Annotated in this window: 41 protein-coding genes; 10 read left to right on the top strand and 31 right to left on the bottom strand. The window is 51.8% G+C overall.

Features of this window, described 5'->3' with window-relative positions; genetic code table 11:
* Positions 1–33: 33 nt before the first annotated feature.
* The 28 genes from terL to JDW22_RS13265 all read right to left on the bottom strand — a co-directional run bounded on the left by terL (position 34) and on the right by JDW22_RS13265 (position 14344).
* Positions 34–1698 carry a phage terminase large subunit gene (gene terL, locus JDW22_RS13390; protein ID WP_200523454.1) on the bottom strand — a complete coding sequence of 555 codons (1665 nt, stop codon included), beginning with the start codon at positions 1696–1698 and terminating at the stop codon, positions 34–36.
* Positions 1699–1734: 36 nt separating this feature from the next.
* Entirely contained in the window at positions 1735–2229 is a 495-nt protein-coding gene (locus JDW22_RS13385; RefSeq protein ID WP_200523453.1) for a DUF1804 family protein, read from the bottom strand.
* Positions 2230–2231: 2 nt separating this feature from the next.
* Positions 2232–2447 (bottom strand): hypothetical protein, encoded by a 216-nt coding sequence (locus tag JDW22_RS13380; protein WP_200523452.1) that lies wholly within the window; start codon positions 2445–2447, stop codon positions 2232–2234.
* Entirely contained in the window at positions 2444–2638 is a 195-nt protein-coding gene (locus tag JDW22_RS13375; protein ID WP_200523451.1) for a hypothetical protein, read from the bottom strand. The genes JDW22_RS13380 and JDW22_RS13375 overlap by 4 nt, the downstream gene beginning before the upstream one ends.
* 82 nt (positions 2639–2720) lie before the next feature.
* Positions 2721–2930: a helix-turn-helix transcriptional regulator gene (locus JDW22_RS13370; RefSeq protein WP_200521650.1), complete on the bottom strand. Its 210-nt coding sequence runs from the start codon at positions 2928–2930 to the stop codon at positions 2721–2723.
* An 18-nt stretch (positions 2931–2948) separates the two neighbouring features.
* Positions 2949–3113, bottom strand: coding sequence for a hypothetical protein (locus JDW22_RS13365; protein ID WP_200521649.1), 165 nt, complete (start codon positions 3111–3113; stop codon positions 2949–2951).
* Positions 3094–3528 (bottom strand): zinc-finger-containing protein, encoded by a 435-nt coding sequence (locus JDW22_RS14200; RefSeq protein ID WP_200521648.1) that lies wholly within the window; start codon positions 3526–3528, stop codon positions 3094–3096. Before JDW22_RS14200 ends, JDW22_RS13365 begins: the two co-directional genes overlap by 20 nt.
* Positions 3528–3926: a hypothetical protein gene (locus JDW22_RS13355; RefSeq protein WP_200521647.1), complete on the bottom strand. Its 399-nt coding sequence runs from the start codon at positions 3924–3926 to the stop codon at positions 3528–3530. The genes JDW22_RS14200 and JDW22_RS13355 overlap by 1 nt, the downstream gene beginning before the upstream one ends.
* Entirely contained in the window at positions 3913–4320 is a 408-nt protein-coding gene (locus JDW22_RS13350; RefSeq protein WP_200521646.1) for a DUF551 domain-containing protein, read from the bottom strand. The genes JDW22_RS13355 and JDW22_RS13350 overlap by 14 nt, the downstream gene beginning before the upstream one ends.
* An 11-nt stretch (positions 4321–4331) precedes the next feature.
* Entirely contained in the window at positions 4332–6530 is a 2199-nt protein-coding gene (locus JDW22_RS13345; protein WP_200521645.1) for a DNA cytosine methyltransferase, read from the bottom strand.
* The gene (locus tag JDW22_RS13340; protein ID WP_200521644.1) at positions 6457–6792 is read right to left on the bottom strand and encodes a hypothetical protein; all 336 of its coding nucleotides are present in this window, start codon (positions 6790–6792) and stop codon (positions 6457–6459) included. Before JDW22_RS13340 ends, JDW22_RS13345 begins: the two co-directional genes overlap by 74 nt.
* Positions 6789–6920, bottom strand: a complete 132-nt coding sequence (locus JDW22_RS14055) for a hypothetical protein (protein WP_268884206.1) — start codon at positions 6918–6920, stop codon at positions 6789–6791. Before JDW22_RS14055 ends, JDW22_RS13340 begins: the two co-directional genes overlap by 4 nt.
* Positions 6890–7306, bottom strand: coding sequence for an HNH endonuclease (locus JDW22_RS13335; RefSeq protein WP_200521643.1), 417 nt, complete (start codon positions 7304–7306; stop codon positions 6890–6892). Before JDW22_RS13335 ends, JDW22_RS14055 begins: the two co-directional genes overlap by 31 nt.
* Positions 7303–7521, bottom strand: coding sequence for a hypothetical protein (locus JDW22_RS13330; RefSeq protein WP_003794833.1), 219 nt, complete (start codon positions 7519–7521; stop codon positions 7303–7305). Before JDW22_RS13330 ends, JDW22_RS13335 begins: the two co-directional genes overlap by 4 nt.
* A complete protein-coding gene (locus tag JDW22_RS13325; protein WP_200521642.1) occupies positions 7518–8069 on the bottom strand; it encodes a restriction endonuclease subunit S domain-containing protein in 552 nt (183 codons plus the stop codon). Before JDW22_RS13325 ends, JDW22_RS13330 begins: the two co-directional genes overlap by 4 nt.
* A gap of 36 nt (positions 8070–8105) precedes the next feature.
* Complete coding sequence (locus JDW22_RS13320) at positions 8106–8849, bottom strand: 3'-5' exonuclease family protein (RefSeq protein ID WP_200521641.1); 744 nt, start codon at positions 8847–8849, stop codon at positions 8106–8108.
* Positions 8850–8899: 50 nt separating this feature from the next.
* Positions 8900–9553, bottom strand: a complete 654-nt coding sequence (locus tag JDW22_RS13315; protein ID WP_200521640.1) for a hypothetical protein — start codon at positions 9551–9553, stop codon at positions 8900–8902.
* A 4-nt stretch (positions 9554–9557) separates the two neighbouring features.
* Positions 9558–10229 carry an AAA family ATPase gene (locus JDW22_RS13310; protein WP_200521639.1) on the bottom strand — a complete coding sequence of 224 codons (672 nt, stop codon included), beginning with the start codon at positions 10227–10229 and terminating at the stop codon, positions 9558–9560.
* Between the two features lie 8 nt (positions 10230–10237).
* Positions 10238–10369 carry a hypothetical protein gene (locus JDW22_RS14050; RefSeq protein ID WP_268884205.1) on the bottom strand — a complete coding sequence of 44 codons (132 nt, stop codon included), beginning with the start codon at positions 10367–10369 and terminating at the stop codon, positions 10238–10240.
* A gap of 10 nt (positions 10370–10379) precedes the next feature.
* Entirely contained in the window at positions 10380–10625 is a 246-nt protein-coding gene (locus JDW22_RS13305) for a hypothetical protein (protein ID WP_200521638.1), read from the bottom strand.
* Positions 10618–10914 (bottom strand): hypothetical protein, encoded by a 297-nt coding sequence (locus JDW22_RS13300; RefSeq protein ID WP_200521637.1) that lies wholly within the window; start codon positions 10912–10914, stop codon positions 10618–10620. Before JDW22_RS13300 ends, JDW22_RS13305 begins: the two co-directional genes overlap by 8 nt.
* A gap of 59 nt (positions 10915–10973) precedes the next feature.
* A complete protein-coding gene (locus JDW22_RS13295; RefSeq protein WP_200521636.1) occupies positions 10974–11342 on the bottom strand; it encodes a hypothetical protein in 369 nt (122 codons plus the stop codon).
* 36 nt (positions 11343–11378) lie between these two features.
* On the bottom strand, positions 11379–11621 hold the full coding sequence (locus JDW22_RS13290; RefSeq protein ID WP_200523450.1) for a hypothetical protein: 243 nt from the start codon (positions 11619–11621) through the stop codon (positions 11379–11381).
* Between the two features lie 10 nt (positions 11622–11631).
* A complete protein-coding gene (locus tag JDW22_RS13285) occupies positions 11632–11772 on the bottom strand; it encodes a hypothetical protein (RefSeq protein WP_200523449.1) in 141 nt (46 codons plus the stop codon).
* Between the two features lie 218 nt (positions 11773–11990).
* On the bottom strand, positions 11991–12287 hold the full coding sequence (locus JDW22_RS13280) for an STAS-like domain-containing protein (RefSeq protein ID WP_200523448.1): 297 nt from the start codon (positions 12285–12287) through the stop codon (positions 11991–11993).
* Between the two features lie 22 nt (positions 12288–12309).
* On the bottom strand, positions 12310–12606 hold the full coding sequence (locus tag JDW22_RS13275) for an STAS-like domain-containing protein (protein WP_200523447.1): 297 nt from the start codon (positions 12604–12606) through the stop codon (positions 12310–12312).
* A gap of 2 nt (positions 12607–12608) precedes the next feature.
* Complete coding sequence (locus tag JDW22_RS13270) at positions 12609–13571, bottom strand: hypothetical protein (RefSeq protein WP_200523446.1); 963 nt, start codon at positions 13569–13571, stop codon at positions 12609–12611.
* 53 nt (positions 13572–13624) lie between these two features.
* On the bottom strand, positions 13625–14344 hold the full coding sequence (locus tag JDW22_RS13265; RefSeq protein WP_200523445.1) for a S24 family peptidase: 720 nt from the start codon (positions 14342–14344) through the stop codon (positions 13625–13627).
* Between the two features lie 129 nt (positions 14345–14473).
* On the opposite strand from JDW22_RS13265, the gene JDW22_RS13260 reads away from it, so the two are divergent.
* Entirely contained in the window at positions 14474–14698 is a 225-nt protein-coding gene (locus tag JDW22_RS13260; protein ID WP_200523444.1) for a transcriptional regulator, read from the top strand.
* A gap of 46 nt (positions 14699–14744) precedes the next feature.
* Here the strand turns inward: JDW22_RS13260 and JDW22_RS13255 are convergent, their stop codons facing one another.
* A complete protein-coding gene (locus JDW22_RS13255; RefSeq protein ID WP_003794881.1) occupies positions 14745–14915 on the bottom strand; it encodes a YegP family protein in 171 nt (56 codons plus the stop codon).
* 14 nt (positions 14916–14929) lie between these two features.
* On the opposite strand from JDW22_RS13255, the gene JDW22_RS13250 reads away from it, so the two are divergent.
* The 7 genes from JDW22_RS13250 to JDW22_RS13220 all read left to right on the top strand — a co-directional run bounded on the left by JDW22_RS13250 (position 14930) and on the right by JDW22_RS13220 (position 18309).
* A complete protein-coding gene (locus JDW22_RS13250) occupies positions 14930–15133 on the top strand; it encodes a hypothetical protein (protein ID WP_003794882.1) in 204 nt (67 codons plus the stop codon).
* Positions 15134–15204: 71 nt separating this feature from the next.
* The gene (locus tag JDW22_RS13245; protein ID WP_200523443.1) at positions 15205–15903 is read left to right on the top strand and encodes an antA/AntB antirepressor family protein; all 699 of its coding nucleotides are present in this window, start codon (positions 15205–15207) and stop codon (positions 15901–15903) included.
* On the top strand, positions 15900–17342 hold the full coding sequence (locus JDW22_RS13240) for a DUF1376 domain-containing protein (protein ID WP_200523442.1): 1443 nt from the start codon (positions 15900–15902) through the stop codon (positions 17340–17342). The genes JDW22_RS13245 and JDW22_RS13240 overlap by 4 nt, the downstream gene beginning before the upstream one ends.
* Positions 17332–17544 carry a hypothetical protein gene (locus JDW22_RS13235; RefSeq protein WP_200523441.1) on the top strand — a complete coding sequence of 71 codons (213 nt, stop codon included), beginning with the start codon at positions 17332–17334 and terminating at the stop codon, positions 17542–17544. Before JDW22_RS13240 ends, JDW22_RS13235 begins: the two co-directional genes overlap by 11 nt.
* Positions 17537–17710 (top strand): hypothetical protein, encoded by a 174-nt coding sequence (locus JDW22_RS13230; protein ID WP_200523440.1) that lies wholly within the window; start codon positions 17537–17539, stop codon positions 17708–17710. The genes JDW22_RS13235 and JDW22_RS13230 overlap by 8 nt, the downstream gene beginning before the upstream one ends.
* Complete coding sequence (locus JDW22_RS13225) at positions 17697–17960, top strand: DUF6378 domain-containing protein (protein ID WP_200523439.1); 264 nt, start codon at positions 17697–17699, stop codon at positions 17958–17960. Before JDW22_RS13230 ends, JDW22_RS13225 begins: the two co-directional genes overlap by 14 nt.
* A 1-nt stretch (position 17961) precedes the next feature.
* Positions 17962–18309 carry a RusA family crossover junction endodeoxyribonuclease gene (locus JDW22_RS13220; RefSeq protein WP_200523438.1) on the top strand — a complete coding sequence of 116 codons (348 nt, stop codon included), beginning with the start codon at positions 17962–17964 and terminating at the stop codon, positions 18307–18309.
* Here JDW22_RS13220 and JDW22_RS13215 read toward each other — a convergent pair.
* Both JDW22_RS13215 and JDW22_RS13210 read right to left on the bottom strand, forming a co-directional pair.
* Positions 18301–18510 carry a toxin-antitoxin system HicB family antitoxin gene (locus JDW22_RS13215; protein WP_200523437.1) on the bottom strand — a complete coding sequence of 70 codons (210 nt, stop codon included), beginning with the start codon at positions 18508–18510 and terminating at the stop codon, positions 18301–18303. The genes JDW22_RS13220 and JDW22_RS13215 overlap by 9 nt on opposite strands.
* Positions 18507–18923 carry a putative toxin-antitoxin system toxin component, PIN family gene (locus tag JDW22_RS13210; RefSeq protein WP_200523436.1) on the bottom strand — a complete coding sequence of 139 codons (417 nt, stop codon included), beginning with the start codon at positions 18921–18923 and terminating at the stop codon, positions 18507–18509. Before JDW22_RS13210 ends, JDW22_RS13215 begins: the two co-directional genes overlap by 4 nt.
* Positions 18924–18958: 35 nt before the next feature.
* Between JDW22_RS13210 and JDW22_RS13205 the strand changes: the two genes are divergently transcribed.
* Positions 18959–19360, top strand: coding sequence for a recombination protein NinB (locus JDW22_RS13205; RefSeq protein WP_200523435.1), 402 nt, complete (start codon positions 18959–18961; stop codon positions 19358–19360).
* Positions 19350–19560, top strand: a 211-nt coding sequence (locus tag JDW22_RS13200) for a hypothetical protein (protein WP_200523434.1), incomplete at its 3' end; no start/stop codon positions are given. The genes JDW22_RS13205 and JDW22_RS13200, both read left to right, overlap by 11 nt.

Here is a 19560-nt window from a genome sequence, read left to right as displayed (position 1 = left end):
AATACCGTTTAAAGGGTTGCAGGCCGCCTGAAATCAGCGCGCCCATTTGCTGCGGATGTCCGCATCGTCGAAATCGTCGTCCGCTGTGCTGTGCCACTCAATCGGCGCGGCATTGGCCAGCGCGCCCGCCCACACCATTTGCAGCGCGTCGGGGCCGTCGTCGTGGTCGGCGTGCGGGAAATGGCGCAGCTGCTCCAGCAGCACGCGGTGTTCGGGGCGCAGCAAAATCAGCCCGTTGGCCATGTGCGGCTGCAGGCTCTCAATCCGCAAGAGTTTGTCCGCCACGGGTTTCACCGCCCGCGCGGGCACGGGGCAGCCGCGCGCCGCACTGCGCTTAACCAGCTCGTCTTTTAAAAACTCCTGAAACTGCACCGTCTCCACAAACCACAGCGCGCAGCGGTAGATTTGGTGCAGGCGGATAACGTCCTCGATAATCAAATCCGGCACACGCTTTTTAATCTGCGCCTCCACCACAAACAGCTTGCCCGTGCTCCATTGCAGCGCGGCCACGATAATTGCGCTCGGGTCGCGGCTCGCGCCCGCCTTGCCCAGGCTCGGGTCGAGCGCGCCGAAATACACCACATCCCCCGGCAGGGCGGCGTAAAAGCATTTGTCCATCAAATCCGCAAAGGGCGCGTCGTCACCGCTGGCAGGGTCGTTTTGGTATTCGCAGGCAAACGAGTGGCTGCCGATTTTGGCGCGGATTTTCATTAGCGCAAGGATGCCGCGCGCCGCCCAAGACGTTTTCGCGCCGCGCTCCATATCGGCACGGCGGGCGTGATAAAACGCCATCGCCACCTCTTCGCCGTCGTTGCGCCACAGGGTCTCCCACTCCTCCCACAAATCCATATTGTCGGGATAGCGCACCACCGCCTTAAACAGTTTGCCGCGCCAAAAGCGGTTTTTCAGGGTGCGCGCCAGCACGCTGTCGTAATGCAGCACCGTGCCGATGTAGATAATGTCCATCTTGCGTCCCACGCCGCCCAAAGGCTCGATGGTCTTTTCCAGCCAGCTTTGCAATTTCGCGCGCTGGGTCGGGTTTTGCACCTGCTCGTCGTTCTCGATGTCGTCCAGCACCACCAAATCGGGGCGGTACGGGCCAAAGCGCATGCCGCGCAGCTTTTTGCCCGAGCCCGCCACACACACCTTGATGTTGTTGGCGTTAATAATCGAGCCCGCCTGCCATGTTTTGCCCGCCCCGCAGGCCTGCGGAAAATCCATGGCAAGGCGGCCGTTAAACTCCAGCTCCGCCTTAATCGTCTCCAGCATGGGGTAGGCTTGGTCGATGCTGTCCATCACAATCAGTGCAAAATGCGTCCGCCCAGTCACAATGCGCCAAAGCGTGTGCAGCTGCGTGCAGATGGTGGATTTGGCTTCGCCACGCGACGCGCCGATAACGTCCGAGCAGCTTTCGGGCGATTCGGCGATTTCAGGCAGCCTGCAAAACAGGTACTCGTGCAAGTCCGATTTTTCCGCGTGGGTCATGTAATGCGGAAAATAGGTTTTGCAAAAAAACTCAAAGCCGTGCACCGGGTCAAGCACCTTGGCCACGCGCGCGGCAATGTCCGCAGGCTTGCCCGAAAAGCCGTCCACCGATGCCTCGACAAACTGCCGCAGCTGCGCCGCATAGTCTGCCAGCTCCTGCAAAAACGCCTTTTTGTCGCGGTTGTATGAGTTTTTAAATGCCACCCGTGCCATAAGCTAATCCGTAAAAAATGCGGCCGTGGCCGCGTGTCAAATCTGTGCCAAATCGGGCGCAAGGCGCTCCAACAGCTCCACAAAATAAGGCGCAATATCCGGCCGCTCCTCGCGCACCGTGTCGCCAATCAGCCGGACCATCCGCATGACCAGCTCCACGCGGTTCACTTCGGGCATGATGCGCGCGCCCAGCGCGGTGGTTTTGCTCAACGTATCGCCCAGCCCGATAAGGGCTTTGCCAAGCTCCAAAGGCTCGATGTCCTCGTCATGGCTCAGGCGGTCGATGTTGCGCTCCAGCAGCGCCATCATCTTTAAAAACACCACATTGGTTAATTGGTTGTCCTTGCCGTCCACGCGGATTTGCGCCGCGCGCTCCACGTCCCAATCCGTGCCGTTTTTCTGCGCCTTCGCCTTCCACGCACGGGCAGTGGCAAACGAGATGCCCAGCTCCTTGGCCGCTTCCTCCAGCGACAGGTAGCGCAGCACATACAAATCGCGCAGCTGCTTTTGCATTTCCACGGGGTAGGCCATGGCTACACCCCGATTTTGGCTTTGATAAGCGCAATGGTGGCCGACACCACCGCGCCCGACAAACCGCCCGCCACCGCACCGTTCACACGCGCGGTTTTTTTGCAGTCGTCGTGGATTTGGTCGAGCCGCGCATCCATGCGCTCCTGCAGGCGGATGGTCTCATCCTGCTTGGCGCGGATTTCGGCAAGTGCTTGTAATACAGGGTCTCTGGCGGTCATGGTTTGTCGGCTTTCCGGTCTAGTTTTTCGTTCACATGGTGCAGGCTGCTTTTGATTTCGGCCAGCCCCTCCAAAATCTCGCGGCGCAGCTCTTTGGTGTCGTTTTTGGATTGATAATTGAGCTCGATGTCGTGGATGCGTTCGCGCAGTGCGGTGCGCTCCATCCGCACCAAGATATTTAATATAAACAATAATTTGCAAGTAGCTTGGTGTAAGTTTGGTGCAAATGCATTTTTCAGTAAAAGGAGCATTCAAGATGGAATGCTCCTTTTTTCATACTGCCGCGCGCTTTTCTTTGTTTCGTTCCAGCCATATCATCACTTCACTTTGTTTCCACCAAAATTTACGTTTGGATATGGCGATACGACCGGGGAAATCAGGACGAATAGCATAACGCTCTAAAAAAGTTCGCTTGGAAAGGCATAATATCTTGGCAACGTCTTCCGGCGTCAATAATTCATCATTGGTCTCGGATTGTTTCATTCTTGCTCCTTCAAATTTTCAAATCAACTCTTTCATAAGCTGCGTGGCAATCTTAGCTTCCCGCGCTTCTAGGTTTCTGCCCACAAACACGCCTGTTTGCTGCTCGGCTTGGCGGCATAACCAGCGGGCGATGGAAGCGCGGTTTCCCACGCGCAGGTTGTAGTCATATTCCCGCCCTCTCATCAGGAAAAACGATAGGCACGGCATCAATAAACCGTTTGATTTTTCTCTCGTCAAAATGAGATATATGGCATTCGTCCCTTGAAATCCCTAAATGTGCCGCCATTCGTGCATAGGCTTTTTTTCTGCGGATTGTCCCATTCCTCCAAACAGGGTCAAATAGGCTATGTGCTTTCATCCGTAGCTTACGTAGGACGGCATTCGCGGGGACGCCAAGGGGAAGAGTGCCGTCTGATATAACGATTCCTCCATTCTGGTTAACCCGTGCGCCTTTTTTGTGGCATCCCGTATATGCCCCGCAATTCGGGCATGCCCAAAAATTCAGCTCGTATAAGTCTCGGCGGTGCGGATAGACGTACTGCCCAGTCTTTATTTCGGTCTGCATATTGCAGTATCCGCAGATTGGGGGAATATTCATCACACATCCCCCCTGCAAATCGCATTCAACACATCGGCGTGGGCTTGGGCGGCTTCGCGGGATAAGTGAATCATACGATTCTCCAACAGGTCGAAATCGGTTTCATCGCCGCTCCAAATCAAATCATCAGGAGCGAAACCTTCTGGATGCAGTCTGATAACCCAATAGATTGTGTCTTTTTCAGGGGTAAAGGCAATCGGTTTCGGAAACTCCCATTTGCCGACTTTGATAGTTTGGGGTTTGCGGCGGTATTTCATATTAACTTCCCAGACGGGGGGATTCGAACACGGATACCACGACTTATCATCAAACCACTCCCACCGCTCCCACGGCTTATCCGTCTCCATTGCGTCTTTCGCGTATTGCAGCATCAAAGCTGCGTGTTTATGTGCTGCCATTATTTATCTCCTTGTTTGGCGGGGTTGGAAGCGGTTGCCAGTGGGTTACTTCGCAAATATACGAATACAAAAAATCATACCAATCTTGTTCTCCTTCGGGTTTTTCGCAGTCATGGTGTAATTCGAGCCTGTCTACACATTGAGATAATTTGCCATTCCAATTTCTTAATACCAAGACAGACTGGTTTACCTCAGGCATCCTGTCCTCTATGCTTATCCATTCCGACTGCGCCGCATGGCTCTTCGCGGCGCGCCATGCGAGATACATGTTTTCCGTTTCAGGATTGCGAAAGCGGCCGTTCGGGTAGCGTTTCATTCCGATAGATTCGCTTGTTTTGCTGCAATACCATTCTTCAAACGCCTTGCGTTCCAAATTTTCTTTTCCGTCTGTCATTTCTGTTTCCTTTATGGATTAGTTGAATCGGTTATTTCGTGTTGGATTCTCTTGCCGATAAATCTCATCACGGGGACGGCCATGCTGTTGCCTACGGCTTTGTATCGCGGGCTGTCCGGGCATTCGGCGGCGGGTTTGCCGCGCCACGGGATTTGCGTGTGGTTGTCGGGGAATCCCTGTAAACGTTCGCATTCGGTGGGGGACAACCGGCGGATGTGCAGCCCGTCGGATATGACGTGCCGGTCGGTGGCGGTCAGGGTGTAGCTTGTTCCGTCCTGTATCGCGCCCGTACCGTTGCCGCCGTTGTGGTGCTGCCTGCCTATGGTGTTGCCGTGGATGCAGACAAGCAGCGTTTCGCTGCCGCCCTGCAATGCCCCGCCGCTGGCTTTCACCGTTCCGCCGACGGCGGATTGCCTGTAAGTTCCAAAGCTGCCTTCAATAAAGGCGGCAGGGTCTTCCCGCGTTTCCGCGCCCGCTCCAAAATCCCCTGTTTCGCCCTGTCGCTCAAAAAGTATTTCTGCGGGGTCTGCGTTTCCAGCACTTGCGACAAGGAAGACGCGGCGGCGGCGTTGGGGCACTCCGAAATATTGCGCGTCAAGGATGCGCCACGCGATGCGGCGTTTGTGTCCAAGCACACAACCTGCGTTCGTCCATTTTTTCCCTGTTGGGACAAGCGGCATATATTCTCCAGCCAGCCCGCCCAAAAAGCATCCGAAGGCGTTGTCTTTGGTGCTGAGTACGCCCGGCACGTTTTCCCAAACGAGGATGCAGGGCGGCTGCCCGTTTCGGGCGCGAATAAAGTCAATTGCATCTAAAATCCTGATTAAGGTAAGGGTCAAATTGCCGCGCTCGTCTTGCAGGCTGCCGCGCAGTCCTGCCACGCTGAACGCCTGGCAGTTGTGAACGACGGCGTTGTTGACGATATAGCTGTGGTCGTCGGCAACTTCGATGTTGTAAACGGTTTGTGCGGCGGTTTCTTCAAATGCCTGCACGGTTCGCAGCAGGCGGTTTGCGTCGGTGCGGCTTTTTCGCGAGCCGTCCAGACGGAAACAGCGCATTTGGAAATAGTCGCTTTGGTTCACGGTTCGTCCCTGTATTACGGTGGTTGCGGCGGTTTTCACTTTGGCTACGGATGCGGCGTATCCCAATGTCTGCGCCAAAGCGGATATGCCGTAGGCGAGTGCTTGGGAAACGGTGTTCGCGGCGTATCCGTTGCCGGTACGGCTTCCGTCCGTGCGCATATAGCCGTCGAACAGTGCCTGCCTGTGCGGATGGGACAAAACCCATGCGGGCAGGGTTTTGCCCGCCGCCTTTTCGCCAAATTCCGCCGAAAGCAGTCCGGCAAGCTCCGTGTCGCAAACGGTAACTTTGACAACGGTCTTTTCCTGCGACACGCAATGTGCGACGTCCGGAAAGCTGCTGCGGAAATCTTGGTATTTTTCGGCATTCAGCCCGAAAACCACGGCTTTTTTGTTTTTATCCGTCCAACGGCGTATCCAGCCGTCTCCCAAGTAGAAGCCTGCGATATGCATAACGTCTGCATCTGCCAGCCTGCTGTGCAGCTTCGCTGTGCGTGGCACGTCAAACGCGGTCAGTGAAATCCACTGCCTGCCTGGCATTTCGGCGGCAGCAGTCCATTCCGGGGAGGTTATGGAGACGTCTCTAAAATATCTGCCGTTCTGTTTGGCGGGCTTTGCCTGCCAAATCTGCGAGTAAAAAGGGTGCTCCGGCGTGCAGGTTATTCCCTGCGGTTGCCCGACGGCTTTCATGCGCCCTACCGTTTTCACCGTGCGGCCCACACGGACAACTGGTTTCAGGCGGCCTTGATGGGTTACGACCAAATCATCCGGGCGGATGTGTTCGATGGGCTTGTAACCTTTTTCGGTCAGTACAAGATGTCCCGCCGTGAAGCACGGCGTGCCGCCGACCAAAACATCAGGGGCTTCAACCGTGCCGTTGAGTATTTTGCCGACCAGCCGCGTCATGTCGCCGTGATTGGGGACGTGCGGCCAATGGTGGGACAGGACGGCGCAGGGAAACGGTTCGATTTCGGCGAACCATGCAGGCTGCCAGCCCAACGGTTCCCACGCTACGGATGCGGCTTCGATGCCGCTGCACAGGCTGCCGTAGCGCATTTCAGGCTGCCTTTTCGCGCATAGCGGTGTCGATGGCTTCTCTGACAGTGCAGCCGCCGTGCGGCTTTTCTCCATGCCAGCATCCGACTTCTATTGGTGCGCAGCCGTGTTTTATGTCTTCTGCGATGTTGTGGTACAAGATTGCGCGGTTCTTTTCCAGCCAATCCAGCCGCACGGTGTCGGGGTGAGAAATCAGGGTTAAATTACTAATTAACACAGCCCCTGATACGCCTGTTTCACTCACCACATGGGCGCGTCCGTCGCCTTTGTCATGAATAAATAAAAAATCAGTAGCACGGTATTTCACGCGGTCGCCAAATTTAAATTGTTGGGTCATTTGGGCTCTCCTGTTTCGTGAATGGTTTTGCGCTGCTTGAGTACCAGGGCTTTGAGTTGGGCGCGCATGGGTTTTTGCAGGCGTTTGGGGTATTGGTTCAGGCGGCGGTAGATTTCGATGATTTGCATTGCTTTATCCTGTGGTTGAGCATGGCGCGGGCGATAAAGGCGCGGCGCAGGCTCGGGGGTTGGTGTTTGTAGCCCCAGCGGTTTAGGGTTACGGATACGGCGCGGGGGATGGCTATCAGGTTGTCGGGGGCGTCGTTGTAGCGGTCGCCGTCGATGTGCAGGACAACGTATCCGATGGGAAAGGTGCCCAGAACAAGGCGACCGCGCGGTATCCAACCGTTTTCGGTTTTGACTTCGATGCCGTCTCGGGTTTTGCGTTCGCTGCCGACGGGGCGCTCTTTCCAGCATTTGTTGCCTTTTTGAAAGCCGTTGATGGGTTTGGGCATGATGCCTTTGCTGCCTTTGTTCCACGGTATTTGCCCTTTTTTGAATTGGCCGGCGTTCATTCGAGTTTCTCCAATAGCGGGCTGTTGATGCCGCGCCCGACCATTTCGGCGGCGGCAAGGGTGAGGCGGCCGGTTTCGATGATGTCGCCACTGACCAGGTGGACGGCGCGGGCGCGTTCGATTTCGGCATTCATGCGTTCGGTGTCTTCGGGGTCGAGCCTTTCGAGACGGTCGAGTTGGTCGAACAGGGCGTCGGTGAGGCGGGCGATGCTCATAGCTGCTCCTTCAGTTGGCGGTATTTTTCGGCGATGGCGGCTTCTTCGCTGGCGGTGGGTTTGCTTTGTTTTTGGTTTTTCAGGGCAATCAGGCGGTTTACGCGCGCTTGGCCGATTTTGTCTTCAAGCCAGCGGGCGGCTTCGGGGACGTCTTTGGAATACCAGTAGTTGTGGCAGTGGTGGCACAGGGCGGCGGCATTGTCGGGGTCAAAGCGAATGTTGTAGTGGCGGCGGCTGAAGTGGTGGCTGCACTGCAGGCCGTTGCTTTTGGCTTTGTACTGTTTGCCGCAGCGCTCGCACCGGTAGCCTGCGCGGGCGCGGATGTAGTCGGAAAAGGCGGCGTCGGCGGGGGTGTGGGTAAATTCTTCAAACACTTTTTTACCTTCGTCATTTAGGGCTTTTTCCTGCTTTTTGATGTGGGCGGCGGTTTCGGCCAACAGGTCGTACAGGCCAGTCTGATTGGATTTTTTGGCGTCGCGCTGCCATGTTTTCAGGCTGCTTAGGATTTGCTCGGTAGGGCTTTGGTCTTTGACGGTGATAACGGTCATTGCGGGGTTCCTATACTTCGGGTTTCAGGCTGTCTTTCAGGCGTTGATAAAATTCAATCGGCGATACACTTCGCGGGTGGCGGCAACGTCGCGGGCGCAATAGTCGACGACTTCTTGCACGCGCCCTGCTTGGATAGCATCCCACACTTGGCTGCCGTCTAGGCTGTCTTTGGGGGTGGGGATGTTTAGAATGGTGCATAGCTCGTCTAGTTTGATGTGGCTGCCGTAGCCTGCCCATGCTTGCATGGTGTCAAACAGGTGTTCGCTGTATCGGTTGTGGATTAGGTGGGCGGCTGGGGCGATGCGGTTAATCACGAAGCGGTGGTAGAGAAAGCGCAAGTCCCATTCTATGTTGTGCCCGATAAAGTGGATGGCGTTTTTGGGCAAGCCGTTCAGTTGCTCGGTTATCCATTGGTTAAATTGTTGCAGCAGGGTGGCTTCGTTGGCGTTTTCCAGCACGCTTACAGGGTTGTCGTTGGCGGCGATGCCGATTAGGCGGACTTGCCCGTAGCCGCCGTTTAGGGCGGTTTTGCGGTGCTTGGCTTGGGCTAGTTCAGGGGCTTTGGTGTCGCGCATTTCGGCTTCCCATTGGGCAATCATGGTGGCTTTGGATGTGTATTTGATGGCGTCTTTGTCGCTGATGCCTAAATCGGCGGCGGCTTGTTCTTTGGTGAGGTCGCCGGGGGCTTTGAAGTTGGCTTTGGTGGCTTCTAGCGTGGCTTCATACGCGCTGGGGCGCTGGTCGGGAATGGTTTCTATGTCTAGGTAGATTTTGAGCATGGTGTTTTGGTCTTTCTGGTTGGGGCAGCCTTTTCAGGCTGCTTTTTTTGCTAGAAGGGAATATCGTCGTCAATGTCGTCTACGGGGAGCGCGGGGGCGGGCTGTGTTGCTTGTCGTTGCGGCGGTTGTGGTGCGCTTTGCGTTTTGCGTTTGTCGTGCAGGGGTTTTTCGGCGATGTATGCCATGATTTTGCCTAGCTTTTCGGGCTGCGTTTTTTGGTCCAGCACTTCGCTGGCGGTTAGCTCGGTATCGGCTTCAAATAGGCTGTATAGGCGGGGTTGGGGTTTGTCTTGTCCGTCTTGCCATTCCATTTGGACAACGATGCCGATGCGTTTGTTGTGTAGCTTGGTAAAGCATTCGCGTTGGACTTGTTCGTCTTGTTTACTGTCGGGGTTGTATTCAGTAATGGTGGCGGGGGTGGGGTCGCCGCTGTCGCGCTCGCGTAGGCATACGAGTAGGGCGTTGATGGTTTGGATGCCGCCGTCGTTGGGTATGCCGTTCTGGTAGCTGGTATTGATGAAGAAGGTGGCTTTTTGTTTGCTGTCGCTTTCAAACACGAGTTTGACGTTTTCGCTGCGCCCTTTGGGGCTTTCGCCGATGTGCCACACGGCGGCTTTGATGATGCCTGTGTATTTGCCTGCTTCGTTGATGTAGCCGCCGCGTTGGTCGTAGGCGCGGGCTTGTTGGGTGTTGATTTTGAACATGGTTTTACTCCTGTTTGAGTTGGTAATAGTCGCAGATGGTTTGGTCTATTGCGGCTAGGTCGTTGGGGATGGTGTCGGTGTCAAATAAGCCGATGGGGCTTTTTACGGTGTCGTTGCCGTTGTTTTGAGTGCGGAAGCTGTATTGCCCGCTTTCTACTTGGGTTCTTAAAACAATGGTAAACAAGCCTTCTAGTGTGATTTTTTCGTCTAGCATCTTGCCTATGGTTTTGGCTTTGACTTTGCCAAATTCGTCTGTTTGAGTGTGCGCCATGATGTAGATGCGTTTTTGGTTGGGCAGGGTTGTGGCGGTGTTGATGACGTCCCATGCGTGGCGGGCAATCTCTGTGAATTTGTCGTAGCCTTTTTGTTCGCTGCGGCGCATGAATTCGTTTGCCATCAAATACTGGAAGTCGTCTATCACTATGATGTCTTTTGTGATTTTGAGCAGGATGTGGCAGATTTGCTCGCTAAGGTCGGTGATGTAGATGTTGCCGCCTTGCCCTGTGGCTTTCAGGCTGCCTTGTTGGTTTTCGGCGGCGGTTTGCCAGCCTTTGGGGCGGAATGGCAGGGGCTTTTTGACAATTTGGATGAGGGCGACTTGGGCCGGGTCTAAATTCATCATGCTGCTGCTTTTGCCTGTACCGCTTTCGCCTAGAATTAGGGTGGTGATGCTCATGTTTGCTCCTAGAATGGCGGGAAAGTTTCGTCTGTTTCTATGGGGTCGGGCTGGGTTTGGGCTTCCAAATCCTGCCATTGCTCCCATTGCCCGACTGTTTGCCAGTATTCGCTGTTGTCGTCGTCTTGGTCGTATTCCATGTTTTTGCTCCTAGATGTAGCGGTAGTGGTTGCCGTGGCGGTCGGTTTGTTGCTCTTGGCATAACCTTGCTATGGTTATGCGGGATGCGCCCATGTATCGGGCTGCTTGTACGGTGCTGTTAAAGCGTTTGATTTCGCCGCTCGGGGTGCGTATCTCTATGGATTTTGGTTTGCTGGATGGTTTGCCGCCTACCGGTTTGTTGGCGAAGGTTTTTTCTAGCTTTGTCGGGGTTAAGAGTTGCGTCCAGCTATTCATCGCCGCGCTCCAATACGATGCCTGCGGTTGGGTCTTTGTCCCATGTTTTTTGCAATAGCAGGGCATTGCGTTGTTGCTCGCATTGGTCGCGCAGGCGTTGGATGGGATGGGCGGCGGATGGGTTGGTTTGCAACTCGCCGGGAATGTCTTGCAGGGTGTCGCAGTCGTAGGTTTTGATAACGGGCTGCGGTTTGGGTTGTGTTTCTGGTTTGGTTGCTTGGGCGGCGCTGAATGCGCCTAGCACAAAGCCAAAGATTAGGGCTGCGGTGGCTGTGATGCGGGTTTTCATGTCGGTTTCCTGTGGTGGGTAAAAGTATTTCATGGGGTTTCAGGCTGCCTGAATGGGTGTTAATAATCGCGTTCTAGGATGTTGGCGTGGTAGTGCCGCACCATTTTGTGCCATGCGTTTTGCTTTTGTTGTTCGTCTTGCTGGGTTTGGATTTCTGTCGTGGTTTGCGCGGTGATGCATCGGTCGGTTAGCTCGCGCAGGCTAATGTCTTGCTCGTCGCCGTTGAGATAGCGGGCGATGTAGCCTAATAGGCTGTTGAGTTCGTTGTTAGGGGTGTATTCAACCAAAATATCGGCGGCTTCATCATCTGGCAGGGCTTGCGTCCAGTCGCAGAGTTGTTCGTCGCCGCTGGATAGGTCGGCATCTACTTGTTGGATGGCTTGGCTTAATTGGTTGTTGTATAGGGCGTTGTTTGGGGCGGCGTGCATGGTGGTCTCCTTGTGGGGGCTTGCGCCCCCTTTGGGTTAGAGTGTTTTTAGCGTTGCGATGCTGTCCGCGCTTAAAAAGTAGGTGCTGGGGTTGTTGCGGTAGGTGTTGCGTTGCAGCCATGCCCATGCTTCGTTTAGGGTGGGAAACTTCATCACTTCTTTGCGTCCGATAAATCGTAGTTCGGCTTGTTTGCCGTGTTTGGTGGCTTTTACATGAGCTATGGTTTGGTCTTCCTTGCCTCGGGTGTGTTCTACTAGGGTGAGTTTGACTTCTTTCATTTTGGTCTCCTTAGGGCATCCCGCGCATAAAGTTGTATTGGGCGCGGGCTTGGTTGCGGGTTTGTTTGGGTTGGGGTTGGTAATCTTGCTTAGGCTGTTTGAGTTGCTCTTTATTTTGTTCAATCTTGGCTAGGGCTTCGGCTAGGGTCATCTTTTTGCTCCTTGCTGTTGTTTGTTGCGATGGGTGTATTATAATCATTGCCTATAAATAATCAATAGGCAATGATTATAAATTTAGTAATAATCAGCTATCCCATTGTTTTTAAACAAAACAAAGTTTTCACAAGGCGCAAAAAAACCGCCACAAGGGCGGTAAAAAAAGCAGCCTGCACTTCCCAAAACGGGGGGCAGGCTGCTTGTTAAGGCGGGTTATGCATTATGCAACGATACAAGGTTGAATTTTCGTTTCAGCATGTCGTTGATGATTTTGGTTGAATGTGTGATTCGGATACGCTGTTTAATGCCGGCCAATCCAATTTCTTCGATAATGTCGTTCAATAGCCCATTAACAAACGAGGAGGGCACACCAACTACCCGCTCGAACGATACGGCGACGCATTCGCTTTCCCGCAAGGCTGACCGGATAGCGCGGCATACGGTTTCGCCGTCTTCATAAGTGCTGTATTGTGTTACTTGGTCGGCAACTTTGATTTCGGTTAATCCCATGAGAATGCCTCCGTATGTAGGTTTATGCGGGGGTGGATGCTCTATCTAACATTGCTCTCACAATGCTTTTTTCAGCAGAACCATTGCCATTTCTTAGTCTTAATTTTTGCGTAACAGCATCTAAGCCATAAACCCCTACCAGTACACCAACACATTCATCAGCAAAAGAACCTGAAATAATATCAATGCCTGCCAAATCCAATACAATTTTATCAATATTTGGATTTTTGAATGCTTCAAAAATGTTATCCCGATAAGGTATGGCGTTTCGCCTTAATGTTGGGCTGCCTTGCGGGAGCCGAATAACTATTTCACGCATCATTACTCCTTTCGGTAGTCCTCAATTATTTTTGATAATATGGAATGTAATTCATCTACGCTTTCTTTGATGGCAGCTACTTGTAAGCCATAATAAGGAAGTTTAAAGCAGATTACCACTCCGTGCCAAAATAAAGAGATGGGTTGCATTGTAGTTTTGCGTAAGTGTCTTGACAAGAGTGCATCCCCCGAAATTATTTGTAAACTCCCATCATAATAATCAATTAACTCCACCAGTTTTGCCAATCCTAATCCTGCGTGATTGTTCTCTTTCCTGTATCGTGCTAACCCGCGCATGGGGTTGCCTATAATGTCAGACGGCAATTGTTGCGCCCAGCCGTCCTCTTTTTCTCCTTCTATTTTTTTGCTGGAATGCCCTTTTTGGATGCACCACTCTATGGCTTGGCTATGGTTAGCTACGCCAGCAATGCCTCCAATCCTGTTTAGTTCTCTTAAAAAGCCTCCGCCTGTATCTGCAATTGCAAATACCATTTCGTCGTGTCCGTTGCTTTTGTATCGTTGCACCATAGAAAAACCGCGGCACATACCATGCGACCAAACATTATCGTGCAGCTCACCAATTACTTCTTTTAATTTGTCTAAACCATCGCTGCGATGATTATTTGTGAAATGATTGATGCAACTAATAATTTGTTGATTGGCAATTTCTGTTACGCTTTCATTATCCAGGGAACTTAACATGGAATAATTTTTCCCTAAGTTTGGACGGCAAACGGATAATTCTTGGTTGTGTAGTATTTGATGAAAGCCTATCGTTTCTAAGTATCTGCGGATATGATGGCTTTTAATGTGTATGCGGGCAGGGTCAATGTTGTTATGTGTTACAAACGCCGCCAAAATAACCAAGTATGATGGCTCTACAAAAGTATCCAATGCTAGGATTGAATTTTCTTGTTGCAACAAAGCGCAATCTTCTAATCCATGTGTTAATTTTCTTCCGCTCATTTTAACCTCTCAATACAGCTTGATTTTCTGCTTAACCACGCCCGCGATGCGGGTTATCCTGTTACTTCTATGTGAATAATCCCTGTGTAGCGTCCGAGAATATTAAATTCATGTTCGTATTCTGGCTCAATGCAGAATGGGTCGTATTGTTTGTTGTCAGATTTGGCAAATAGCCCATTGGGGAGTTTTTGCAGGCGTTTGAGATATAGGTCGCCACGGTAATAGAAAAAATAGATGGCATCGCCCATAAAGCGTTGCTCGCTGATGTCTAGAAAGATGGTTGCGCCGCTGGGGATGGTGGGGCTCATGCTGTCGCCCACGGTGCTTACCAGTTTAATTTTGCTGGTATCGCGCCGCCCAAATAGTTTATAGCCTTGCTCGTAGGAAAAACCGATGATGTTAAGCAAGTCGGGATAGTCGTAAAGGGCAGGCTCGCCGTTGCCTTGCGCGCCTGTGATGTCTAGTTGTTCTATCAGTATTTTGTCTTGGGTGTTACTGGGGTTGAGTGTGTAGTTGCCTTCATCGGTGCGGTAACCTGCATAAAGTTCTGGAATGGTAACCATATTTTCAATCCCAAAATGGGACGGGGAAACAACATCGGAAAAATACTCAATTAAATCATCAATATGTTTCTTACCTATTCTGCCGTTTTTTATCCAACCTGCAACAGATGGCTGCTTTACCCCAAACTTCTCTGCAACTTCTAATTGTGTAACGCCTTTTAATTTCATTGCCGCTTTAATCGCGTCGCCTAATTTTTCTCCTGTGTACATTTTAAAATCTCCATCGTTAATATAGCCAAAGGCTATATTTTATTCCCAATGCAAGCTAAACAGTCAATAGCTATTGAATGGGCTATTTTTTTCAGCTAAAATATAGGCATTGTTTATAGAGATGCCAAAATGGAACGATTAAAAGAGTATTTAACCGATAAAACGCAACAAGAAATGGCAACGTTGTTGGGTGTTCGCCAACCAACGCTTCAAGCGTGGATTGCGAAAAAACGTCCTATCCCTGTCAAACGCTGTGTTCAAATTGAACAAGCCACGGGCGGCTTAGTAACACGCCGCGACCTACGCCCTGATGATTGGGCGCAGATATGGCCCGAATTGAAAGGAGACCAGTAATGACTAAAAAGAAAAAAGCCCTACGCAAAAGCATAGGGCTTGCACATCACACTTCAACAACTTGCGTATTGGCGTTTGTGCTTTTGATTAACTCAATCGCATGAAGGCAGTTTTGCTTGGTTGTGTAGCTTTCGCCATACGCGATGATTTCATGGTTGGCGGCTTTTAAATTCCAACGCCATTGACCAGCGGTATCTTTGTAGATTGTGAAATACATAGGGAAACCCTCCAATGAAATTAAAAGAATACCAATTCTCTTACCACTTCGGCGGCAAAAAATGGGCAGTCAATATTTTTGCGGCATCGCCTGATGAAGCTAAGGAAAAAATCAAGGCAGTCGCGCACGCAGAATATGACGGGGAAATTATGGCAAACATTTATATACCCGTCAAAGCAGCTTGGTTTCAACGTTTTATCGCTTGGATAAAGCGGTAAAGAAAAAGCCCACGCGGCAAACGTGGGCAATGACTGAATTACTTACATATTTGATAAACGGAGATTTGATTATGACCGAATTATTTGTACTCGTCAATCGCCCCGTAGCCGGGCAGGCGCAACAAACGGTAAACGCGCGTGAGCTTCATGCGTTTTTGGAAAGCAAACAGGAATTTTCAAACTGGATAAAAAATCGCATTGAAGATTACGGCTTTTTAGACGGCGTGGACTTTTTGACAAATTTATCAAAAACCCAAGGCAGACCGCGCATTGACTACTTTTTGTCGCTAGACATGGCAAAAGAATTAAGCATGGTGGAGCGCAACGAGAAGGGCAAACGGGCGCGGCAGTATTTTATTGACTGCGAGAAGCGACTTTCAGGCAGCATGAAAATTGATTTTAACGACCCTTTGCAGGCTGCCAAGGCGTTTATTGAAGCGGAAACGGCGCGGCGTGATGCGGAGCGCAAATTGTTGATTGCTGGCGGTGCTTTAACCCGCTTGGGCGCAGCCAAAGGTTCGCAATGCTTGCGGGAAAGCGCAAAGCTGTTGAAGTGGAAGCAAACGCCGTTTATTGACTGGCTGTTGGCTAGAAAGATGCTGTTTCGTGATGCGGGCAGGCAGTTATGTGTGTATCAGGAATATTTGGGGCGTGGCTGGTTTGAGTATCGGACTGATGAGAAAAACGGGCACGCATTTAAGCAAGTGATGGTTACGCCGCTGGGCTTGCAGAAGCTGGCGCAGAAGTTGGAAATAAAGGAAGCGGTATGAATTTCTACGCTTTTCATATTAACGATTTTCGTGGGGCAACGTGGCATTTATCCAACCTTGCCCGTTATGTGTATCGGCTGTTGATTGATATGTATTACGACACGGAAGCGGCGTTAAGCAAGGATTTAGATGTGTTGGCGCACAAATGCAGCCTGAAAACCGATGATGAGAAACAGGCGTTGCAAGATGTGTTGAAAGAATTTTTTACGCTGAAAAATGGCAAGTGGCATCACGCGCGCATTGATAAGGAAATTCATGCTTACCGTTGGGCGCACCGTAACGAAAGTAACGCTAATAGTAACGACCGTAACGAAATAGTAACGCAGCGTAACGCGAGCAGTAACGATGACCGTAACGATACCGTAACGAACAGTAACGTGGATAGTAACGAAACCGTAACGCAGCGTAACGAGCCTTTGAGTAACGCGGAGCGTCAAAAACGGGTGCGTGATGAGCATAAAAAATTGTGCGCGGAATTATCCAATCTTGGCATTTCTTTTGATAAATCAATGAGTTTAACTGGTTTGCGTTCTTTGCTGGATAAGGCGCGTAACGATTTGCGTAACGAAAACCGTAACGCTAATAGTAACGAAATAGTAACGCAGCGTAACGCGGGCAGTAACGATGACCGTAACGATACCGTAACGAACAGTAACGCTGAATTTTACGTAGAACCAGTAACCATAAACCATAAACCAATATCTTCATCATCTACCGCGCGCGAGGATTTTGCGATGTTTGCCACTTGGCAGCCTGAAAGCCAAGACTGGGCGCGAATGGTGCAGCGGGCGATGTTGCCCAACTGGGATTTGACGACCTACGGCGCATTGCTGGCGGAATTTGTGGGCTACTGGCAAAGCCGTGATGATGCGAAAAACCAAGCAGGCTGGGAACACAAGTTTTTACAAAGCCTGATTGCTGCCAAAAATCGCGGCGCGTTTTCGGTGCAGCCTGCTATCAACCATGCCGTCCTGCCTGAACGCAAAATCAGCGCAACGGCGCAATCGGCGGCGTGTTTGCGCGCGGCAAAAGAAGCGGTGCTATCGGGGAAAGTGATTACGCCGTTGCCCATTGGCGTGTTTGGCGCGATGACGGATGGGTTGTTGGAGCTTTTGGGCTGTGGCTTAGCCTATCCGCCAGCTGCCGATGCGTGGGACGTTACGCTGGCTTCGTGGGGCAAGGAGTTTGCGCGGTTACAACTTGCCGATGACGATACGGCGCGGGTGGGAACTGCGTTTGCGAACGCGAAACGCAATGCGCTGGCGGGCGAGAAGCGGTTTCCCAACGTGCAGGAAGTGTTGGGCTGCTTGCCAATGCGTTTGCGCGAGCGGATTGAATTGAAAGAAACGCCCGAAGCGTGGGCGGCGCGGCGACAGGCGGGTTTAACCCAAACTTCGCGCATTTTGGAAAATTTGAAAGGGGTGCGCCATGCCGTCTGAAATTTGTCTCAACTGCCAACACGCCGACTTTCGCGCGGCAGCGGATTACTGGGGTTGGAAATCGGCATCGGTGGTATGCAAAAAGGGCGAGCCGTGGCGGTTTATTCCCTGCCACAGCGAATGCAGTAATGGGCGGTTTCAGGCTGCCGATGCCGCGCAGATTGCCAAGCGCAAAGCGTATGTGGAGCAGCTTAATGGATGAATACAAACAAATCTGCTTGGAATACTACCAACGCCGCGCGGATGAATTGCAACAGCGTTGGATGAATGCGAAAAGCGAAGCAGAAGCCTCCAAGATTGCACTGGATTTAGAACCGTTGATGAATTATTTGGCGAAAGATGAAAGCCTGAAAAATGCAAGTAAATGAATTATTAAATGAACGTGAAACGCGCTACGGCAAATTTGAGAACCACGCACAATTAACCCAAAACCTGAAAGCTACGCTCCACGCCGCCCCAAAATGGCACGCATTAAGCGCAAGCCAAAAGGAAAGTTTAGAGATGATTTGCCACAAAATCGCGCGGGTGTTGAATGGAGACCCTGATTATGTGGATAACTGGACGGATATTGCGGGATACGCGGTATTAGTTGAAAGTGAATTGAAAAAGGCAGCCTGAAATGAACAAAATCACACTCCCCTATCCCGCCCCCGCCCTAATGCCTAACCGCAAACACGGGCACCATTGGGCAACCACGCAGCAAGCCAAAGCCAAAGCCCGCCAAGAAGCCTATTTGCTTTCAGGCAGCCTGAAATACACAGGCGGCGGTTTAAAAATCACGTTCTACACGCCTGACAACCGTAAGCGTGATTTGGACAACCTACTCGCCGCCATGAAGCCTGCATTGGACGGCATGGCGCAAGCCATCGGCGTGGATGATGCGCTGTTTGACGAAATACATCTTAAAAAAACCAAGGCGCAGAACAAGGCGGCAGCGCGGGTGGAGATTGAGCTGCTTTCAGGCTAGGGCTTTATCCAGCAGGGCAAGCGCGGTGGGAATATCGCCCAAAGCGGCGCGGGTTTTAAAGCGGTTTTCGGCATCAAATTCCGCCAGCATCACGGTAGCGGCTTCGTCCATCAGCTTGTTTACGCTCATGCCGCGCGATTCGGCTAACAGGCGCAGGCGGCTGTGTTTTTCATCGGGAATGCGTAGGGTTACGGTAGTCATATTTCCTCCAATAGGGTTTCAGGGGTGCAGATTTTGATTTCGGGAAAGAGTAGTTGGCTGCGTGCAAAATCTTTTAGGTTGCGGGTGGCGATGTATTGCGCGCGCCCTGCTACGGCAAGTTCTATTACATGGTTGTCGCCTTCGTCGCGCAAATTCGGTCGCCAAAGGTAGTAAATGCGTGTCCATTGGGCAACGGAAAGCAGCGCATTGAGCACTTGGTTGCGCTCGGCAAGGTTTAAAGGGCAGCCTGAAAACACATTTTCCCGCGCAATCACGTCTTCGTATTCCGCCAACAGGGCAGAGCCAACCAGCGGGGTAAACCGTTGTTGCAAGCAAGCGGCAATCAGCCGATTTGAACCGCGCGAACCCATGCACGCGCCCACTAGGATATTGGTGTCTATAACGATTTTCATAGGAGCATGATAGCACATACGCTGTCAAAATAAACATGAATGAACGCAAATTCCGCCTACAAGTGTCCAACCAACGCCCTTTGTTTGAAAACTTGTACAAAAACATTGTTCCCGAGCTACTGGCGGCGCATGGCGATTTGGAAGTGGTTATCCGCCCGTATAAAGCCAAGCGCAGCTATGAGCAAAACCGCCGCTTGTGGAGCTTGTATAACCAAATTGCCGAGCAGGTTTGGTTGGATGGGCGGCGATACGATGCGGACACATGGCACGAATATTTTAAACAGCAATTTATCGGCTGCGATGAGCGGGTGTTGCCCAGCGGCGAAATCCAAAAAATCGGATTATCAACAACCAAGCTGAACACGCAACAGATGGCGGATTACCAAACGCGGATTGAAGCATGGGCAGCCGAGCAAGGAGTGATTTTTGAATACTGATAAAGATTTTCGGGCGTGGGTGCGGCGGCAGCCAAGTTGTATTTCAGGCTGCTTTTCGGAATGGGTGGATGGAGAAGGGCGCTGCGAGTTTGCCCATGTGCGCCGTGTGTCGCGTGGCAGCGGTGTGGGCATCAAGCCGTTGTTTTCGGGGGTGCCGCTGACGCACGCGGAACATGCCATGCAGCATCAGCACGGCGAAG

The sequence above is a fragment of the Kingella bonacorsii genome (assembly GCF_016623605.1).
GTDB classification, from domain to species: Bacteria; Pseudomonadota; Gammaproteobacteria; order Burkholderiales; family Neisseriaceae; genus Kingella_B; species Kingella_B oralis.
The sequence above is the reverse complement of the archived record's forward strand: the minus strand, read 5'-3'. Positions and strand labels throughout refer to the sequence as shown.

What these genes read in the sequence shown, in the direction of transcription:
- JDW22_RS13205 (WP_200523435.1), top strand. Translation starts at nt 18,959, where the DNA reads ATGAATGAACGCAAATTCCGCCTACAAGTGTCCAACCAACGCCCTTTG.
- JDW22_RS13355 (WP_200521647.1), bottom strand. Translation starts at nt 3,926, where the DNA reads ATGGCAGCACATAAACACGCAGCTTTGATGCTGCAATACGCGAAAGAC.
- JDW22_RS13295 (WP_200521636.1), bottom strand. Translation starts at nt 11,342, where the DNA reads ATGCACGCCGCCCCAAACAACGCCCTATACAACAACCAATTAAGCCAA.
- JDW22_RS13240 (WP_200523442.1), top strand. Translation starts at nt 15,900, where the DNA reads ATGAATTTCTACGCTTTTCATATTAACGATTTTCGTGGGGCAACGTGG.
- JDW22_RS13290 (WP_200523450.1), bottom strand. Translation starts at nt 11,621, where the DNA reads ATGAAAGAAGTCAAACTCACCCTAGTAGAACACACCCGAGGCAAGGAA.
- JDW22_RS14055 (WP_268884206.1), bottom strand. Translation starts at nt 6,920, where the DNA reads ATGCAAATCATCGAAATCTACCGCCGCCTGAACCAATACCCCAAACGC.
- JDW22_RS13340 (WP_200521644.1), bottom strand. Translation starts at nt 6,792, where the DNA reads ATGACCCAACAATTTAAATTTGGCGACCGCGTGAAATACCGTGCTACT.
- JDW22_RS13325 (WP_200521642.1), bottom strand. Translation starts at nt 8,069, where the DNA reads ATGACCGTTATCACCGTCAAAGACCAAAGCCCTACCGAGCAAATCCTA.
- JDW22_RS13285 (WP_200523449.1), bottom strand. Translation starts at nt 11,772, where the DNA reads ATGACCCTAGCCGAAGCCCTAGCCAAGATTGAACAAAATAAAGAGCAA.
- JDW22_RS14050 (WP_268884205.1), bottom strand. Translation starts at nt 10,369, where the DNA reads ATGGAATACGACCAAGACGACGACAACAGCGAATACTGGCAAACAGTC.
- JDW22_RS13280 (WP_200523448.1), bottom strand. Translation starts at nt 12,287, where the DNA reads ATGGGATTAACCGAAATCAAAGTTGCCGACCAAGTAACACAATACAGC.
- JDW22_RS13370 (WP_200521650.1), bottom strand. Translation starts at nt 2,930, where the DNA reads ATGAAACAATCCGAGACCAATGATGAATTATTGACGCCGGAAGACGTT.
- JDW22_RS13220 (WP_200523438.1), top strand. Translation starts at nt 17,962, where the DNA reads ATGAACAAAATCACACTCCCCTATCCCGCCCCCGCCCTAATGCCTAAC.
- JDW22_RS13310 (WP_200521639.1), bottom strand. Translation starts at nt 10,229, where the DNA reads ATGAGCATCACCACCCTAATTCTAGGCGAAAGCGGTACAGGCAAAAGC.
- JDW22_RS13255 (WP_003794881.1), bottom strand. Translation starts at nt 14,915, where the DNA reads ATGTATTTCACAATCTACAAAGATACCGCTGGTCAATGGCGTTGGAAT.
- JDW22_RS13250 (WP_003794882.1), top strand. Translation starts at nt 14,930, where the DNA reads ATGAAATTAAAAGAATACCAATTCTCTTACCACTTCGGCGGCAAAAAA.
- JDW22_RS13225 (WP_200523439.1), top strand. Translation starts at nt 17,697, where the DNA reads ATGCAAGTAAATGAATTATTAAATGAACGTGAAACGCGCTACGGCAAA.
- JDW22_RS13210 (WP_200523436.1), bottom strand. Translation starts at nt 18,923, where the DNA reads ATGAAAATCGTTATAGACACCAATATCCTAGTGGGCGCGTGCATGGGT.
- JDW22_RS13380 (WP_200523452.1), bottom strand. Translation starts at nt 2,447, where the DNA reads ATGACCGCCAGAGACCCTGTATTACAAGCACTTGCCGAAATCCGCGCC.
- JDW22_RS13365 (WP_200521649.1), bottom strand. Translation starts at nt 3,113, where the DNA reads ATGAGAGGGCGGGAATATGACTACAACCTGCGCGTGGGAAACCGCGCT.
- JDW22_RS13385 (WP_200523453.1), bottom strand. Translation starts at nt 2,229, where the DNA reads ATGGCCTACCCCGTGGAAATGCAAAAGCAGCTGCGCGATTTGTATGTG.
- JDW22_RS14200 (WP_200521648.1), bottom strand. Translation starts at nt 3,528, where the DNA reads ATGAATATTCCCCCAATCTGCGGATACTGCAATATGCAGACCGAAATA.
- JDW22_RS13315 (WP_200521640.1), bottom strand. Translation starts at nt 9,553, where the DNA reads ATGTTCAAAATCAACACCCAACAAGCCCGCGCCTACGACCAACGCGGC.
- JDW22_RS13335 (WP_200521643.1), bottom strand. Translation starts at nt 7,306, where the DNA reads ATGAACGCCGGCCAATTCAAAAAAGGGCAAATACCGTGGAACAAAGGC.
- JDW22_RS13235 (WP_200523441.1), top strand. Translation starts at nt 17,332, where the DNA reads ATGCCGTCTGAAATTTGTCTCAACTGCCAACACGCCGACTTTCGCGCG.
- terL (WP_200523454.1), bottom strand. Translation starts at nt 1,698, where the DNA reads ATGGCACGGGTGGCATTTAAAAACTCATACAACCGCGACAAAAAGGCG.
- JDW22_RS13320 (WP_200521641.1), bottom strand. Translation starts at nt 8,849, where the DNA reads ATGCTCAAAATCTACCTAGACATAGAAACCATTCCCGACCAGCGCCCC.
- JDW22_RS13345 (WP_200521645.1), bottom strand. Translation starts at nt 6,530, where the DNA reads ATGGAGAAAAGCCGCACGGCGGCTGCACTGTCAGAGAAGCCATCGACA.
- JDW22_RS13275 (WP_200523447.1), bottom strand. Translation starts at nt 12,606, where the DNA reads ATGCGTGAAATAGTTATTCGGCTCCCGCAAGGCAGCCCAACATTAAGG.
- JDW22_RS13270 (WP_200523446.1), bottom strand. Translation starts at nt 13,571, where the DNA reads ATGAGCGGAAGAAAATTAACACATGGATTAGAAGATTGCGCTTTGTTG.
- JDW22_RS13330 (WP_003794833.1), bottom strand. Translation starts at nt 7,521, where the DNA reads ATGAGCATCGCCCGCCTCACCGACGCCCTGTTCGACCAACTCGACCGT.
- JDW22_RS13300 (WP_200521637.1), bottom strand. Translation starts at nt 10,914, where the DNA reads ATGAAAACCCGCATCACAGCCACCGCAGCCCTAATCTTTGGCTTTGTG.
- JDW22_RS13230 (WP_200523440.1), top strand. Translation starts at nt 17,537, where the DNA reads ATGGATGAATACAAACAAATCTGCTTGGAATACTACCAACGCCGCGCG.
- JDW22_RS13245 (WP_200523443.1), top strand. Translation starts at nt 15,205, where the DNA reads ATGACCGAATTATTTGTACTCGTCAATCGCCCCGTAGCCGGGCAGGCG.
- JDW22_RS13215 (WP_200523437.1), bottom strand. Translation starts at nt 18,510, where the DNA reads ATGACTACCGTAACCCTACGCATTCCCGATGAAAAACACAGCCGCCTG.
- JDW22_RS13265 (WP_200523445.1), bottom strand. Translation starts at nt 14,344, where the DNA reads ATGTACACAGGAGAAAAATTAGGCGACGCGATTAAAGCGGCAATGAAA.
- JDW22_RS13350 (WP_200521646.1), bottom strand. Translation starts at nt 4,320, where the DNA reads ATGACAGACGGAAAAGAAAATTTGGAACGCAAGGCGTTTGAAGAATGG.
- JDW22_RS13260 (WP_200523444.1), top strand. Translation starts at nt 14,474, where the DNA reads ATGGAACGATTAAAAGAGTATTTAACCGATAAAACGCAACAAGAAATG.
- JDW22_RS13305 (WP_200521638.1), bottom strand. Translation starts at nt 10,625, where the DNA reads ATGAATAGCTGGACGCAACTCTTAACCCCGACAAAGCTAGAAAAAACC.